At 60.7% G+C, this 15,174-nt stretch carries 10 protein-coding genes; 6 read left to right on the top strand and 4 right to left on the bottom strand.

The genetic code is table 11. The annotated features are described in order from the left end of the window. Positions 1 to 11 precede the first annotated feature (11 nt). Positions 12 to 833, top strand: a complete 822-nt coding sequence (locus tag AB4O12_RS01165; protein WP_016770675.1) for an HDOD domain-containing protein — start codon at positions 12 to 14, stop codon at positions 831 to 833. A 157-nt stretch (positions 834 to 990) separates the two neighbouring features. Here the strand turns inward: AB4O12_RS01165 and AB4O12_RS01160 are convergent, their stop codons facing one another. Together AB4O12_RS01160 and AB4O12_RS01155 are read right to left on the bottom strand one after the other, a co-directional pair. Further along, the gene (locus AB4O12_RS01160) at positions 991 to 2,376 is read right to left on the bottom strand and encodes a sensor histidine kinase (RefSeq protein ID WP_024011993.1); all 1,386 of its coding nucleotides are present in this window, start codon (positions 2,374 to 2,376) and stop codon (positions 991 to 993) included. Next, positions 2,369 to 3,040, bottom strand: a complete 672-nt coding sequence (locus AB4O12_RS01155) for a response regulator (protein ID WP_024011992.1) — start codon at positions 3,038 to 3,040, stop codon at positions 2,369 to 2,371. The genes AB4O12_RS01160 and AB4O12_RS01155 overlap by 8 nt, the downstream gene beginning before the upstream one ends. A gap of 445 nt (positions 3,041 to 3,485) precedes the next feature. Here AB4O12_RS01155 and AB4O12_RS01150 point away from each other — a divergent pair, with 445 nt between their 5' ends. From AB4O12_RS01150 to AB4O12_RS01135, 4 genes are read left to right on the top strand one after another with little or no spacing between them, the layout of a single operon-like run. Continuing rightward, positions 3,486 to 4,463, top strand: a complete 978-nt coding sequence (locus AB4O12_RS01150) for a Bug family tripartite tricarboxylate transporter substrate binding protein (RefSeq protein WP_024011991.1) — start codon at positions 3,486 to 3,488, stop codon at positions 4,461 to 4,463. Between the two features lie 55 nt (positions 4,464 to 4,518). Then, positions 4,519 to 4,977, top strand: coding sequence for a tripartite tricarboxylate transporter TctB family protein (locus tag AB4O12_RS01145; RefSeq protein ID WP_095180598.1), 459 nt, complete (start codon positions 4,519 to 4,521; stop codon positions 4,975 to 4,977). 1 nt (position 4,978) lies between these two features. Continuing rightward, positions 4,979 to 6,493: a tripartite tricarboxylate transporter permease gene (locus AB4O12_RS01140; RefSeq protein ID WP_056783519.1), complete on the top strand. Its 1,515-nt coding sequence runs from the start codon at positions 4,979 to 4,981 to the stop codon at positions 6,491 to 6,493. Next, complete coding sequence (locus AB4O12_RS01135; protein WP_056783516.1) at positions 6,486 to 7,520, top strand: AbrB family transcriptional regulator; 1,035 nt, start codon at positions 6,486 to 6,488, stop codon at positions 7,518 to 7,520. Before AB4O12_RS01140 ends, AB4O12_RS01135 begins: the two co-directional genes overlap by 8 nt. 119 nt (positions 7,521 to 7,639) lie before the next feature. On the opposite strand, the gene ung is transcribed toward AB4O12_RS01135, so the two are convergent. Further along, the gene (gene ung / locus AB4O12_RS01130; protein WP_252877641.1) at positions 7,640 to 8,332 is read right to left on the bottom strand and encodes a uracil-DNA glycosylase; all 693 of its coding nucleotides are present in this window, start codon (positions 8,330 to 8,332) and stop codon (positions 7,640 to 7,642) included. Positions 8,333 to 8,464: 132 nt separating this feature from the next. Here ung and AB4O12_RS01125 point away from each other — a divergent pair, with 132 nt between their 5' ends. Beyond that, positions 8,465 to 9,577 carry an enoyl-CoA hydratase/isomerase family protein gene (locus AB4O12_RS01125; protein ID WP_460060167.1) on the top strand — a complete coding sequence of 371 codons (1,113 nt, stop codon included), beginning with the start codon at positions 8,465 to 8,467 and terminating at the stop codon, positions 9,575 to 9,577. A gap of 64 nt (positions 9,578 to 9,641) precedes the next feature. On the opposite strand, the gene AB4O12_RS01120 is transcribed toward AB4O12_RS01125, so the two are convergent. Further along, positions 9,642 to 15,173, bottom strand: coding sequence for a calcium-binding protein (locus AB4O12_RS01120; RefSeq protein ID WP_460060166.1), 5,532 nt, complete (start codon positions 15,171 to 15,173; stop codon positions 9,642 to 9,644). Between the last annotated feature and the right edge of the window lies 1 nt (position 15,174).

Raw genomic sequence — 15,174 nt, 5'->3', positions numbered from 1 at the left:
AGAGAGTCCAAATGAGCGAACTGGCGGAAAAGGTCCAACAGGATTTGGTTGCGGCCATCGATAACGATGACCTGGTTCTGCCAACGTTGCCGGAAGTGGCCCTGCAAATTCGCAAGGCCGCCGAGGATCCGGAAATCAGCGTCAGCGATCTGAGCAAAGTCATCGGCCGCGACACCGCGCTGTCGGCGCGCCTGATCAAAGTGGTCAACAGTCCGCTGCTGCGCGCTGCGCAGGAAGTCACCGACCTGCACACCGCCATTACCCGTTTGGGCATCAACTACAGCAGCAACCTGGCGATCGGTCTAGTGATGGAGCAGATCTTCAATGCCCGCTCCGAAGTGGTCGAACAGAAGATGCGCGAAGTCTGGCGCAGCAGTCTGGAAATCGCTGGCGTCAGCTATGCGCTGTGTCGTCGCCACACCCAGCTCAAACCCGATCAGGCGGCACTCGGCGGGCTGGTGCATCAGATTGGCGTGTTGCCGATTCTGACTTACGCCGAAGACCACAATGAACTGCTCTCCGATGCGGTCAGCCTGACCCATGTGATCGAGCAGATTCACCCATTGCTGGGCGAGAAATTGCTGCGGGTCTGGGAGTTTCCCGAGCGCCTGGTGCATTTGCCGTTGCTGTATCAAGACTTCAGCCGCGACTCGACGCGCATCGATTACGTCGATGTCGTGCAAGTGGCCAATTTGTATTGCCGCAAGGACACCGATCATCCGTTTGCGCGGATTGACCCGTTTAGCGTGCCGGCGTTCAGGAAGCTGGGGATTGACCCGGAGAACAAGCAGTTCTGCGCGGATCTGGAAGAATCGCGGTCGATGTTCTACTGACCTGTAGTGAGGGGATTTATCCCCGTTGGGTTGCGAAGCGACCCTGAACTCTGCGACCCGGTTTTTTCCAGATAGATTGTGATCGCTGAACTGCGACTGCTGCGCAGCCGAGCGGGGATAAATCCCCTCACCACAAAAACTCCTCGCCACAAAAGTATCACCCGGCAATAAAACTGACCCGCACCTTCAACCCTGCCTGCTCGCCATCATGCAAGGTGATCTGCGCCAGATGCGCGCGACAGATCTCGCCGACAATCGCCAAGCCCAGACCTGAACCGGCAACCTGCTGATTGCGCCGATAAAACCGTTCGAACACTCGATCACGCTCGTGCAGCGGGATGCCTGGCCCGTCGTCCTCAACCTCAAGCACCGCCGGGGCCGTGACCCGCAGAATCACATTGCCGCCCGATGGCGTATGCGCCAGCGCGTTGTCGACCAGATTGCTCAGCAGCTCATTGAGCAGCGTCGGCTCACCGCGCAGCCACACCGGTTCATCCGCTTCAAGCGCCAGCGCCACGCCGCGCTTGTGCGCCAAAGGCGCCATGGCCATGCCCAGTTCACGAGCCAATTGACTCAGATCGAGCAACTGCGCGCCGCCCTCGGCAATCGCCCGCGCACCGTTTTCGACCCGGGCCAGCGACAACAGCTGATTGGCCAGATGGGTCAGGCGATCGGTGCTTTGTGCGGATGACTCAAGGGTGGTGCGCCAGGTTTCCGGTTCGTTTGAGCGCAGGCCCAATTCCAGGCGTGCCTTGAGTGCCGCCAGCGGCGTGCGCAACTCGTGAGCGGCATCGGCGATGAACTGCGCCTGCCGCTCGAACTGGCCGCGTAGCCTTTCGGTGAAATGATTGAGCGCGCGTACCAGGGGTCCCAGTTCATGCTGCACTTCCACCAGCGGCAGCGGCCGCAAGTCGTCGGGCTGGCGTTCCTCAACAGCGGTTCTTAACCGCTCCAGCGGGCGCAACGCCGCACTCACCGCGAACCACACCAGCAGCAATGCACCCACAGCCAGCATGCCCAGGCGCAGCAACGTATCGGCCGCCAGACTGCGCGCCATACTGACTCGCGCTTCGTCGGTTTCAGCCACGCGGATCTCCGCCATGCCGTTCATGTTCGGCTCGCTTACGGCCTTGAGCAGGCTGACCACGCGCACGTTCTGGCCGTTGTACTTCGCATTGTAAAAGCGCGCCAGCGCCGGATAGCTGTCGGTGCGCGGCGTGCCGGGCGGTGGCCCGGGAAGATTTTCGTAGCCGGAAATCAGCTTCTGGTGAATGTCGTTGACCTGGTAATAGATGCGCCCGGCGCTGTCGTAGGCGAAGGTGTCCAGCGCCACGTAAGGCACATCGGCGCTGAGGCTGCCATCGCGCTGCGACAACCCGGCAGCGATGGTGCGTGCCGAGGCCAGCAGCGTGCGGTCATACGCGGTGTCGGCGGCTTCGCGACCGTTCCAGTAAGCGCTCAAGCCGCTGGCGAGCATCAGCACCACCAGCAACCATCCAAGGTTCCACAGCAACCGCCAGCGCAGGCTGCTGGGCTTATGCATCGCGGCTTTCCAGCAGATAGCCGAGGCCACGGAAGGTGACGATGGCCACGGGCTGGCCATCGAGTTTCTTGCGCAAGCGGTGCACGTAGATTTCGATGGCGTCGGGGCTGGCTTCTTCATCGAGGCCGAACACCTGCGCGGCCAGTTGCTCCTTGCTCATCACTCGCCCCGGCCGCGCGATCAACGCTTCGAGAACGGCTTGCTCGCGCGAGGTGAGGGTCAGCAGTTCGTCGCCGAGGGTGAAGCGCCGCGTATCGAGGTCGTAAGCCAGCACACCACAGCGCTGCTGACGCTCGCCGCCCAGCACACTGCGGCGCAGCAAGGCTTTGACCCGCGCTTCCAGTTCCGTCAGTTCGAACGGCTTGGCCAGGTAGTCGTCAGCACCGAGATTGAGGCCATGCACGCGATCCTTGACGTCGCTGCGCGCGGTCAGCATCAACACCGGCAGGTTTTTGCCGCGTGCACGCAGCCGCGCCAGCACCTCGAAACCGTCCATGCGCGGCAGGCCTACGTCGAGGATCGCTACGGCGTATTCCTCGCTGCCCAACGCCAGGTCGGCAGCTACGCCATCGTGCAACACATCCACCGTCAGACCGGTGCTCTTGAGCGCCTGAGCCACGCTTTCGGCCAGTTGCAAATGGTCTTCGACGAGCAGGACACGCATGGATTTTTACCTCGTTCAGGGTTGGCCGACGCCACGCTTTGTCGCGGAGTTTACAGCCGCAACCGCCGCTGTGAAGCCCGAAAAACCGTGAAAGACAATTGAAAGGTTGTTGAAAGGTTAGCCGGTTAGAGTCGGCCCACGGACAGTTTCGACTGTCGCCGCTGCCGCCACACAGCGCAACGAAAAACGCCATGAAGCGTTTTCGACTCATAAGAACAATAACGGAGTACCCCAGCATGCCCTCCATGCGCACCAAGGCTGTAATGCCTGCTCGCCTTGCTCGATTCCACCGTTGCACCGTCGGCTTCTCGCCGCAGTCCTGTTTCCCCTCCGTTGTTTCAGTCGTTGCGCGCGCGCCGCGAGAAAACTGCGCCTGCCGCTAGGTTTTCGCGTTGCCCTTTGGTCATTCGGTCCATCCATAACAACAACTCCTCTGGAGACTCAAATGAACGTATCACTGCGTAAAGTTGCTCTCGCCGCTGGCGCGATGCTGTTTGCCGGCCAACTCATGGCCGAGCCGAAACGTCCGGAATGCATCGCCCCCGCCTCCCCCGGCGGTGGTTTCGACCTGACCTGCAAACTGGTGCAGAGCGCACTGGTCAACCAGAAGTTGCTGAGCAAGCCGATGCGCGTCACCTACATGCCCGGCGGTGTCGGCGCGGTGGCGTACAACGCGGTGGTCGCGCAACGTCCGGCGGATGCCGGCACGCTGGTGGCGTGGTCGAGCGGTTCGCTGTTGAACCTGGCCCAGGGCAAGTTCGGCCGCTTCGATGAAACCAACGTGCGCTGGCTCGCGGCCGTCGGCACCAGCTACGGTGCCATCGCAGTGAAAAGCGATTCGCCCTACAAGACCCTCGACGATCTCGTTCAGGCGTTGAAGAAAGATCCAGGCTCGGTGGTTATCGGCTCCGGCGGCACCGTCGGCAGCCAGGACTGGATGCAGACCGCACTGATCGCCAAGGCCGCCGGCATCAACCCGCGCGAGCTGCGTTATGTGGCACTCGAAGGCGGCGGTGAGATCGCCACGGCCCTGCTCGGCGGCCACATCCAGGTCGGCAGTACCGACATCTCCGACTCCATGCCGCACATCCAGAGCGGTGACATGCGCCTGCTCGCGGTGTTCTCGGACAAGCGTCTCGACGAACCGGAAATGAAGGACATCCCGACCGCTCGCGAGCAAGGCTACGACATCGTCTGGCCGGTGGTGCGCGGCTTCTACCTCGGGCCAAAAGTCAGCGACGAAGACTACGCCTGGTGGAAAGACTCGTTCGACAAACTGCTGGCTTCCGACGAGTTCGCCAAGCTGCGCGATCAGCGTGAGCTGTTCCCGTTCGCCATGACCGGCCCGGAACTGGACACCTACGTGAAGAAGCAGGTCGCCGACTACAAAGTGCTGGCCAAAGAGTTCGGCCTGATCCAGTGATCGTCTCTGTCTAGTGGCTGCGTCTCCTACGCGGGGACGCAGCACAGGAGCTCCCATGCTTATTCAACGCATTTTCGCCTCGGTGTTGCTGCTGGTGTGTGCCGGCCTGGCACTGATGGCGTGGCCGTACCAAGCGGCTTTTTCCTATGAACCGGTCGGCCCACGCGCCTTTCCGCTGCTGATGCTCGGCCTGATGGGGCTGGCGCTGCTGTACATGGTGGTTCGCCCGGCACCCATCAAACACAACCCGGATGAGCCGCCGCTGGATCGCGAAACCCTGACCAAGATCGGTCTGTGCGTGGTGTTGCTGCTGGTGTTTGCCGGCACCTTCGAACCCCTTGGCTTCATCGTGGCCAGCATCATTACCGGCGTACCGATGGCCCGTCTCTATGGCGGCCGCTGGCTGCCTAGCGTGGTGATCATCAGCCTGATGGCGGTTGGTCTCTATCTGCTGTTCGATCGCTTGATGGATGTTCCGCTGCCCCTCGGCCTGCTCAGCGTCCTGGAGAACTGATATGGATACCCTTGGCTATTTGGGTCAGGGCTTCGGCGTCGCGCTGAGCCCGTACAACCTGGTGACCGCACTGTGCGGCACCCTGATCGGCACCGTCGTCGGTCTGCTGCCGGGCCTTGGTCCGATCAATGGCGTGGCGTTGCTGATTCCGATCGCGTTCGCACTCGGCCTGCCGCCGGAGTCGGCGCTGATCCTGCTCGCGGCGGTGTATCTGGGCTGCGAATACGGCGGCCGGATCAGCTCGATCCTGCTGAACATTCCCGGTGAAGCTTCCACCGTCATGACCACCCTCGACGGCTATCCGATGGCCCGTAAAGGTATGGCCGGTGTCGCGCTGTCGCTGTCGGCGTGGAGTTCGTTCATCGGCGCGTTCATCGCCACCTGCGGCATGGTCCTGTTTGCGCCGCTGCTGGCGAAATGGGCGATTGCCTTCGGACCGGCGGAATACTTCGTGTTGATGGTGTTCGCGATTGTCTGTCTCGGCGGCATGGCCGGTGATCGACCGTTGAAGACCTTTATTGCGGCGCTGATCGGTCTGTTCCTTTCCACCGTCGGCATCGACGCCAACAGTGGCGTGTACCGCTTCACCGGCGACAACATTCACCTGACCGACGGCATCCAGTTCGTCGTGCTGGTGCTGGGTCTGTTCTCGATCAGCGAAATCCTTCTGCTGCTGGAAAAAACCCACCACGGCCAGGAAGCGGTGAAAGCCACCGGCCGGATGATGTTCAACTTCAAGGAAGCGGCGTCGGTTTTCGTCGTCAACGTGCGCTGCGGCGTGCTCGGTTTCATCATGGGCGTGCTGCCCGGTGCCGGCGCAACGCTCGCCAGTGCCGTGGCCTACATGACCGAGAAACGCATCGCTGGCTCCAGCGGCAAATTCGGTGAAGGCGACCCCCGTGGTCTGGCCGCTCCGGAAACCGCGATCGGCGGCGCGGCGTGCGGCGCTCTCGTTCCGATGCTGACCCTCGGCGTTCCGGGTTCGGGCACCACTGCGGTGATGATCGGCGCGCTGTCGCTGTACAACATCACCCCGGGTCCACTGCTGTTCCAACAGCAACCGGACATCGTCTGGGGTCTGATCGCGTCGTTGTTCATCGCCAACGTGATGCTGGTGATCCTCAACATCCCGATGATCCGCGTATTCACCCGCATCCTCGCCGTGCCGAACTGGGCGCTGGTGCCGATCATCGCGATCATCACCGGGATCGGCGTTTACGCGGTGCACGCGACCACCTTCGATCTGTTCCTGATGATCGGTATCGGCATCTTCGGTTACATCCTGCGCAAGCTGGATTTCCCGCTGTCGCCACTGCTGCTGGGCTTCATCCTCGGAGGCCTGATGGAGCAGAACCTGCGTCGCGCGCTGTCGATCTCCAATGGCGCGCTGGAGATTCTCTGGTCGAGTCCGATCACCTTCGGTTGCTGGATCCTCACCGCGATCATGCTGCTGATGCCGCTGATTCGCATCTGGCGTAAACGTTCGGCGGCACGGCGCGTCATTGCCGATGTTTGATCGCTTGTCCCTGAAAGCCTGGTGGGGCACCCCGCTGGTCGGTCTGCTTGGCGGTTTCATCGCCAGCCAGATCGGCTGGCCGCTTCCGTGGATGGTCGGCTCGTTGCTGGCGATCATCCTGGTGCGCTGCCTGACGCCGTGGCAACTGGCGGAAATCCCTGGCGGGCGCAAGTGCGGTCAGTGGATCGTCGGCATCGGTATCGGCCTGCACTTCACCCCGTTGGTGATGGAACAGGTGCTCAGTCATTTCGGTTTGATCTTCTTCGGTGCGCTGGTCACCAGCCTGTCGGCGGTGGTCGGCGTATGGCTGATGCGCCGCACCGGCGAGGATCGCGCCACGGCGTTTTTCTCAAGTATGCCCGGTGGTTCCGGGGAGATGGTCAACCTCGGGGCGCGCAACGGTGCACTGCTCAGCCATGTCGCGGCCGGGCAGAGTCTGCGGGTGTTGGTGGTGGTGTTGTGCGTGCCGGCGGCGTTCAAGTATCTGCTCGGTGACGGCACGCCGATTTCTCATGCAGGCAGCGTCGATTGGCGCTGGCTGGCGATTCTGTTCCCGGCGGGCGCCCTGCTCGCCTGGCTCTGGCAGCGTCTGCGCCAACCCAATCCATGGCTGTTCGGGCCGTTGCTGGTCAGTGCGGCGGTGAGCATTACGTGGGATCTGCACATCGGTTTGCCCAACGGCGGCAGTCAGATCGGCCAATGGCTGATTGGCAGCGGCCTGGGCTGTCACTTCAATCGGCAGTTCTTCCGCCGCGCGCCGTCGTTCATGGGCCGGACGTTGATCGGCACGGCGCTGACCATGTTGATCGCGTCGCTGGCGGCGCTGGGCTTGAGTGCATTGACCCATCTGGATCTGCGTTCACTGACCCTGGGCATGATGCCCGGCGGGATCGCCGAGATGAGCCTGACGGCGGAGACCCTGCAACTGTCGGTGCCGCTGGTGACGGCGATGCAGGTGATGCGGCTGTTGTTTGTGCTGTTTCTGGCGGAGCCGTTGTTCAAGTACTGGAATCGTCATCCCGCCTAAGTCTGCGAGATCGGGTCGCTCTTTTCGCGAGCAGGCTCGCTCCCACAGGGGGTTTGTGGCTTGCACACAATTCCTGTGGGAGCGAGCCTGCTCGCGAAGGGGCCAACCCGGTCGACACATCAAATCGGTGGCAAGCGCCAGTCGATCGGCGTTTCGCCATTCTGTTCGAGAAACTTGTTGGTCCGGCTGAAATGCCCACAGCCCAAAAACCCGCGATAGGCCGACAACGGCGACGGATGCACCGAGGTCAGCACCAGGTGCTTGGTCGCGTCGATCAGCTTCTGCTTGCTCTGCGCATGGGCGCCCCAGAGCATGAACACCAGATGCGGCTGCCGCTCGCTGACCACCTCAATGATGCGGTCGGTGAAGTGTTGCCAGCCCTTGTCCTTGTGCGCGTTGGCGTTGGCGCGCTCAACCGTCATGGTGGTGTTGAGCAGCAGCACGCCCTGTTCGGCCCAGCTCTGCAGGTAGCCGTGGTTGGGAATGTCGATATTGAGGTCGCGTTTCAGCTCTTTATAGATGTTGACCAGCGACGGCGGTGCCGGCACGCCCGGCTGCACCGAGAAGCACAGACCGTGGGCCTGGCCCGGGCCGTGGTACGGGTCCTGGCCGAGGATCACCACTTTCACCTTGTCCAGCGGCGTTGAGTTCAGTGCGTTGAAAATCAGCGGTCCCGGCGGATAGATCTCCTTGCCGGCCGCCCGCTCCTGCTGCAGAAAGCTGCGCAACTCTGCCATGTAAGGCTGGTCGAACTCAGCACGCAGTGCCTCCTTCCAGCTCGGTTCGAGTTTGATACGGTCGTCAGCAGTCATGGTCATTTCCGGCAAAAACAATGGGGCGAACCCTAGGAAAGCCGACCACGCTTGTCAATTGATCTGACGCAGATCCGGCACTTTCCCCCATAGCGATCATACTGATCGCTCAAATTCCCGATCGAGGTCACGATGAATCTGCACTTCGAAGAACTTACCGGCACCGACGGCGCCCGCATCGGCATCGCCAGCCTGGATGCCGAAAAATCGCTGAACGCACTGTCCCTGCCGATGATCAACGCGCTCAGCGACAAATTGAACGCCTGGGCCAATGACCCGCAAATCGTCTGCGTGCTGCTGCGCGGCAACGGCGCCAAAGCCTTCTGCGCCGGCGGTGAGGTGCGCAGCCTGGTCGAAGCCTGCCGCGCTCACCCCGGCGAAGTCCCGCCGTTGGCCGCGCAGTTTTTCAGCGCGGAATACCGCCTCGATTACAGCCTGCATACCTATCCGAAACCGCTGATCTGCTGGGGTCACGGTTATGTGCTCGGTGGCGGCATGGGCCTGTTGCAGGGCGCGAGCACGCGGATCGTCACGCCGAGCAGCCGTCTGGCGATGCCGGAAATCACTATTGGACTGTATCCGGACGTCGGCGCCAGTTGGTTTCTCGCCCGATTGCCGGGCAAGCTCGGCTTGTTTCTCGGCCTGACCGGCGCGCACATCAACGGCCGTGATGCGCTGGATCTGGCCCTGGCCGATCGCTTCCTGCTCGACGAACAGCAACCGCAATTGATCGAAGGCCTGCTGCAATTGAACTGGCAGGAACAGACCGCCATGCAGCTCAACAGCCTGCTCAAGGCTCTGCAGCAGGAGGCACTTGAGCAAATGCCCGAAGCGCAGTGGCTGCCGCGTCGCCAGCTGATCGACGAACTGCTCGACGTCAGCGACGTTGCCTGTGCGTGGAAAGCCATCAGTCTGCACCGCGACAGCAGCGATCCATTGATCGCCCGAGCGGCGAAAACCATGACCGAGGGCTCGCCGCTGACCGCGCATCTGGTCTGGGAACAGATCAGCCGCGCGCGGCACATGTCGCTGGCCGAAGTATTCCAGATGGAATACACCCTGAGCCTCAATTGCTGCCGTCATCCGGAATTCAGCGAAGGCGTGCGCGCGCGGTTGATCGACAAGGATCAGAAGCCGCACTGGCACTGGCCGGATATCAGTAGCGTGCCGGATGCGGTGGTCGAGGCGCACTTTCATAAAGTCTGGGAGGGACGGCATCCATTGGCGGATCTGACCCAGTATTGAAGTGGCGCGAGGCCCGCTATGGCGACTGGATTTCCATCGCGGGCCGGCTCAATCGGTCGTCCTGTCAGACATTCAGTTCGTAGAACTCAATGATTTCCTTGATTGCCCGCTGCGCTTCATCGTCGCCCTTTATCAAAATATCCTCGACATCCCTTAATGGCGGAAGCGGGTGCAGGCGCTCGGCAATCTGCGTCGCGCTGTAGTCTTGAGTCGCTGTTCCTTCGCTGACTCTTATGAAGCCAATAGCGTTTTCACCTTCGGCAAAATGACTGGAAACCCGGATTTTCGGTGCCATGCCGTAGTCGACCACGATCACCAGATCATCACGCTCACGGTGAAACTTCAGGTTGTCGATCGTCAGCCTGCGCTCGGAAAAATCGATCCCGTCCAGGCCGCCTCCGTTGTTGATGATCACGTCTCTGCCGAGGCCATCGTATCGGTAGATATCATTTCCCGCGCCGCCGCTTAGCGTGTCATTGCCCGGCCCACCCAGCAGCAGATCATCACCGGGGCTGCCCGTGAGCACGTCATCCCCGTGCATGCCTCGGATCTCTCCCGCGCCGCTTATCGTGTCATTGCCGCGACCGCCCACGAGTGGCAGCGCTCGTCCGTCTCGCAAGGAAGTTGAACGGGTGGGATGGTTGACGATGACACCCGTATGAAAAGTCTCGGGCGCAGGTCCCGGCTGACTTGATTCCAGGAGCTGCTTCAAACTTGCGACCGACCCATCGGCGAACTTGACGAGCTCAATACCGGCGCCCTCAAGTTCACCGCTGTGGGGCCAGACGATGCGGACTTTCTGTGTCCCGCCCCATTGGATATCGAGTGTCGGATGAAGCATTTTCGCTCTCGGCGGGTTGCGGTAAGCCGCGCGATCCGGGTTGGGCTCCAGCTCGACATGGGTGGTCTCTATCAGCGCAGCACTCCAGCTCAATTGCAGTGCATCGCGCTGCGCATCTGCTGGAAGAACGACCGTGTCCTGATCGATCAATCCGTACTCATCTTTCCACCCCGCTACGCCGACTTCTGCACGATGGAAAACAGGGTTGAGCACGTCCGCAATCGTGGTTGTCGCTCCGGCATGCGCTTGCACGATGTAGGTGTCGGCGCCGTCTTCGCCGTAGAGCCAGTCATCACCCGATCCGCTGAGCAGATAGTCGGCGCCCTCGGCGCCCAGCAAGGTATCGTCACCTGCACCTGCGGATAAAAACGCGCCCGGTGTTCTGTCGCCGACAGTGCCGTAGTCAAGTGGGGAGCCTGCATAAGCGACGATCAGATCATCACCCGCGCCGCCGTGGAAAACGTTTTCCACTTCGACGTTGACTCGCCCGCCGGCATCGTCGCCATGGACGATTTTGCGTTTGATCGTTTCAGTTGTGACATCCCAGCGAAACGCCTTGGGCACTGTTGCGCCCGAACTGAAGCTTGCCGCCGGATAGACGTACCAGCCTTCAAGCGCGCCGGATTCCTTTCGGTCCTCAACCAATACGTCGCCCGAATTGAATGAAAACCCGTTGGCCGAGCCGGATCGATAATAGCGAAGCGCCTGACTTGAAGAGGCTGTCGCTCCCTCGGATTTCACCTGTTTATTTTCGACACGGGTTGTGGTTGTCGACTGCCTTTCACTGACCACGGCGTGCCCTGCATCAACCTTCATCCATGGCGGCGTTTCAGACAGTGTCCCCGCTTCGACGCTGCCATCGATCAGCTCCGTGTGAGTGGTGTAACCGGTGTCGCTGGTAGTGATATGGCTGCGAACCCAGACGCCTTGCTCATTCAAGGTAAAACCTGTGGCGTGTCTGCGGGCGGAGCGTTTTGACTGGATTTGCGCGAGGAACTCATCGGTCCAGTTGACCGCTTGAACAGACGCCACCGGGCCTTGCGCCGCAGCGGTGACATCGTCTGGCTTAACCAGATCCGCAACTTTGCTTTCAGTGGTTGCCGGGGCGGTGACAGGTTCCGGTACGGGTGGCTCGGACATCTCTATCGGTGGCAATGTTTTGCGCAGGACATCTGCGTAATCAAGTACCACGCCGTCGCTGAAACTGAATGTGGAATCCTTCCACCGCTCGTGATTCTTGATGAGTATCGCGTCGCCCGTGCCATTGGCCAGTCGCAAAACCGTGCCGACGGTAACTTCGATAACGTCGGCCTTCAGGCTTTGCGCGCAAAACCCTGCACCGAACCTGATGATGTTGCGGCCGCCGGCATCGGTGACGATATCCAGACCGTCGCCAGCGCCGAAATAGTAGATGTCAGCGCCATCCATGCCATCCAGCACGTCAGCACCGGGACCGCCATCAAACACGTTGTCGCCAGAATCGCCGCGAAGGTAGTCCGTTCCTTCCCCGCCCAGCAAGGTGTCGTTGCCAGCGCCACCGAGCAACGTGTCGTTACCTGAGCCACCGTGTAGATAATCGGCATTCTGCTCGGCCTCAGCGCTGTTTTCGTAATCGCCGGCAAGAATGTCGTCACCCGCGCCGCCGTACAGCGTGTCCGCACCGAAACCACCCTGTAACGTATCGTTTCCTTCGCCGCCCTGAAGCACGTCGTTGTTGCTTCCGCCCGGTTGCAGGTCAGATACGTCGCCATCGAGGAAATCAGCCCCTGCGCCACCCGCCAGCGTATCTGCGCCGCCCATGCCGCGCAGGGTGTCATCCCCCGCGCCGCCATCGAGAAAGTCGTTGCCGTGATAACGAACCGGATGGTCAGGGCTGTCGCCGATCAGATCGTCATGGCCTTCGCCGCCGAAGAGCAAATCATCGCCACCGCCGCCCCAGAGCGTGTCATCGCCGAGGCCACCGTCCAGCAGATCATCGCCAAAAAAATGCGCGGCATCGCCTTCGACGCCGTCCAGTACGCCGTCATCACCCTGCAAAATGTCGTTGCCAGGGCCGCCATACAAAGCGTCGCTGCCACCGTTACCGCCGAGTGAATCATCACCACTGCCGCCGTCCAGCACATCGTTGCCATGGTGTCTGCTGGGCAGGCCACCGCCCCAATCGAGGTTGTCACCAAGCATCACGTCGTTGCCGCTGCCACCGGCCAGGGTGTCGTTACCTTGATCGCCTTTGAGAAAATCGTCGTCAGCTCCGCCGTCAAGCAGGTCCTCCCCCCAGCCGCCGTCGATAAAGTCCTTGCCACCCTGCCCGTACAGCACGTCGTCACCGCCCTCGGACGCACTGTTTATCGAGGCCTTTGAAAAGACCGTTCGGTGACTGGTCACACCGCCAGCAATAGTGACGGTAGCGTGTTTGACCGCCCAACCCTGCTCCAGCGCACCGGTGGTTTCGTCTCCGGATAACACATCGTCGCCAGCACCACCGATCAAGGTATCCCGGTCATTGCCACCGAGCAGAACATCTCGGGATGCCGTACCGATAAGCAAATCGTCACCTTGCCCGCCGTCGAGCCAGTCTCCGCGATTCGCCTTGCCCTTGGCGTCACCGTCGGCCATAGCTTTTTCGAGCGTCGTCTGCTTGTCGCCGAATAACCGATCGTCTCCAGCCTTGCCAAACAATCGATCAGAACCGCCCAGGCCGAGAATGACATCGTCTGCGGCGGAACCGTAAAGTACGTCGGCCTTGTTGCGCTGTTTGACCTTGGGCAGCAGCACCACGTTGCCCAGCTCATCAAAGGAGGGCTGATCGCCGGGGACAGTGGGATCGGCGTCTTTGGCTTTCAAGTCGCCCTGAAGCGTCAAATCCGCAGCAGTGAGCGGCTGCCCCTCGTATTCAGGGAGGCGGATGCCAAGCATCCCGGGCTGGAAGTTTTTGATCACCACCAGATCGCCCTGGCCGTATTTGATGTTGAGGGTGTTTTCAACAAGCGCCAGGGTGATGGACCGATCCTCGGTAGACCAGATGTTGCTCAGAGGCGCGCGGCGTTTGAGTGCGGGAATCGGTGCGCCGTTGATCCACAGCTGCCCATCGGCGTTGGCATCAAGAATCTCGTCGAGGCCATCGCCGCTGGCGAATTCATAACGGTCGTTGCCTTCGCCCCCGATCAAGGAGTCGTTACCCTTTCCTCCGATCAGAACATCGTCACCGGCCATCCCGTACAACTCATCATTGCCGTCACCTCCGGTTAGCGAGTCATTGCCGTGACCACCTTCAATTACATCGTGACCGGCCATCCCATCGATTGAGTCATTGCCCTCGCCGCCATACAGATGATCGGCATTGGCGCCACCGGCGAAAGATCGCCCGCCGTCATCACCGAACATGGCCAACGAGTTCAGCACTCCGGTGGTCATCGGCGCCTGTTTGCCGGAGGCGAGATCGGAGTAGGAAAACTGCTGCAGCGAGTGTTCGCCAAACGAGCCTTGGGTTCGGGCAATCAAACGGGCGAGCATCTGCGCACGGTCCGCCAGCCACTGCGCGGTGATAAAGCCTTCGCCAGTGTGCGGATCGTAAAGCTCGAGGTTGCGGTCGGGATAACCGTCGGCTCGCTCTATGACGACTTCACTGAGTTGCTGCAAAGAGTTGCGCAACGCCAGACCGAGCGGCGTCGCCTCGCCTGCCAGTTTTGCCCATGCATTGGCATTGCCGAACTCGCCTATTGTCCGGGTGACGATGCTTTGCGACTGCTCTGGGGAGAATGCCGAGAAGAAGGCGTAAGCATTGCTGGCGAAGGTGTCGTTGGTGGTGGGTGTGGCAGCAGAATCGCCGTCGTGAGTGCGCTTGAACATGTCGAGAAATTCGTTCTGGCCGTAGCGCAAGATCAGCTCGACCACGGCGGCAACAGGCGTGCCTTTGACTACATGCTGAATCAGCGGATTCACACTGCCACTGGCCAGCGCGATGTTGATTTGCTCGGGTACGACCGATAGCAGACTTTGCAGTGGATTGACGCCGAAATTACTGATCGCCGCTCGCAGGCCGACGCTGTAGGCGTCGATGGCGAAGAGAATGTTTTTATAGTCGTCGAGCCGGTTGGGTTTTGCCTGAGTGGGTGGGCCGCCATCTTCCGCATCCGGGTCGCCCGCAGAGATCAGTCTCCACGTTTCATAGGGAGGTTTACCGCCCAACAGGCTGAATCCGACTGTTCCAGACCAACCGGAGTTACGTTTCACGGCGGTGTCGTCCTCCCCGCAAACCTCCTTGAACAGGGCCTCGCCAATCGCGCTGGCGTCGATTTCTGCGATCTGGCTGATTGACGGAACGGTCCAGGGTGCCAGTTGACCGGCAAGGGATCCGTTGATCAGGGTATTGATGAAGTTGACGGCAACCTGGTTGGATGAAAGCTGCATCAGGTCTTCACTGAAAATTGTATTCAGTCTCAGTTCACCCTGGCGGGAGGTGTAACCACGAATCAGGGCAGAGTAGGCACCGCTTCCACCGTTGGCATCAATGGCCACGGCAAGCCAGAGTCTGGCGCTTTTCAGCACTTCTCCGGCCTCTTTATCGGCAGTTACAACGTCAGAAACTTTTTCACCAATAATGTCGAATAGCTTTTGGTACAGGGGGGCGCAGCTTGCCCCTGCTATTTTCAGCGCATCGTACTGAATTTGTTTTGAGCTCAGCCTCATTCCTTTGCAAATATTAGCCGCGTTGAAAATCTCTGATTTTTCCATGTCGCTAAAAACATAACTCATT

The sequence above is a fragment of the Pseudomonas sp. S2_A05 genome (assembly GCF_054668485.1).
Note: the sequence above shows the minus strand (reverse complement) of the source record. Positions and strands in the feature narration are given on the sequence as shown.

What these genes read in the sequence shown, in the direction of transcription:
- AB4O12_RS01165 (WP_016770675.1), top strand. Translation starts at nt 12, where the DNA reads ATGAGCGAACTGGCGGAAAAGGTCCAACAGGATTTGGTTGCGGCCATC.
- AB4O12_RS01160 (WP_024011993.1), bottom strand. Translation starts at nt 2,376, where the DNA reads ATGCATAAGCCCAGCAGCCTGCGCTGGCGGTTGCTGTGGAACCTTGGA.
- AB4O12_RS01155 (WP_024011992.1), bottom strand. Translation starts at nt 3,040, where the DNA reads ATGCGTGTCCTGCTCGTCGAAGACCATTTGCAACTGGCCGAAAGCGTG.
- AB4O12_RS01150 (WP_024011991.1), top strand. Translation starts at nt 3,486, where the DNA reads ATGAACGTATCACTGCGTAAAGTTGCTCTCGCCGCTGGCGCGATGCTG.
- AB4O12_RS01145 (WP_095180598.1), top strand. Translation starts at nt 4,519, where the DNA reads ATGCTTATTCAACGCATTTTCGCCTCGGTGTTGCTGCTGGTGTGTGCC.
- AB4O12_RS01140 (WP_056783519.1), top strand. Translation starts at nt 4,979, where the DNA reads ATGGATACCCTTGGCTATTTGGGTCAGGGCTTCGGCGTCGCGCTGAGC.
- AB4O12_RS01135 (WP_056783516.1), top strand. Translation starts at nt 6,486, where the DNA reads ATGTTTGATCGCTTGTCCCTGAAAGCCTGGTGGGGCACCCCGCTGGTC.
- ung (WP_252877641.1), bottom strand. Translation starts at nt 8,332, where the DNA reads ATGACTGCTGACGACCGTATCAAACTCGAACCGAGCTGGAAGGAGGCA.
- AB4O12_RS01125 (WP_460060167.1), top strand. Translation starts at nt 8,465, where the DNA reads ATGAATCTGCACTTCGAAGAACTTACCGGCACCGACGGCGCCCGCATC.
- AB4O12_RS01120 (WP_460060166.1), bottom strand. Translation starts at nt 15,173, where the DNA reads ATGAGTTATGTTTTTAGCGACATGGAAAAATCAGAGATTTTCAACGCG.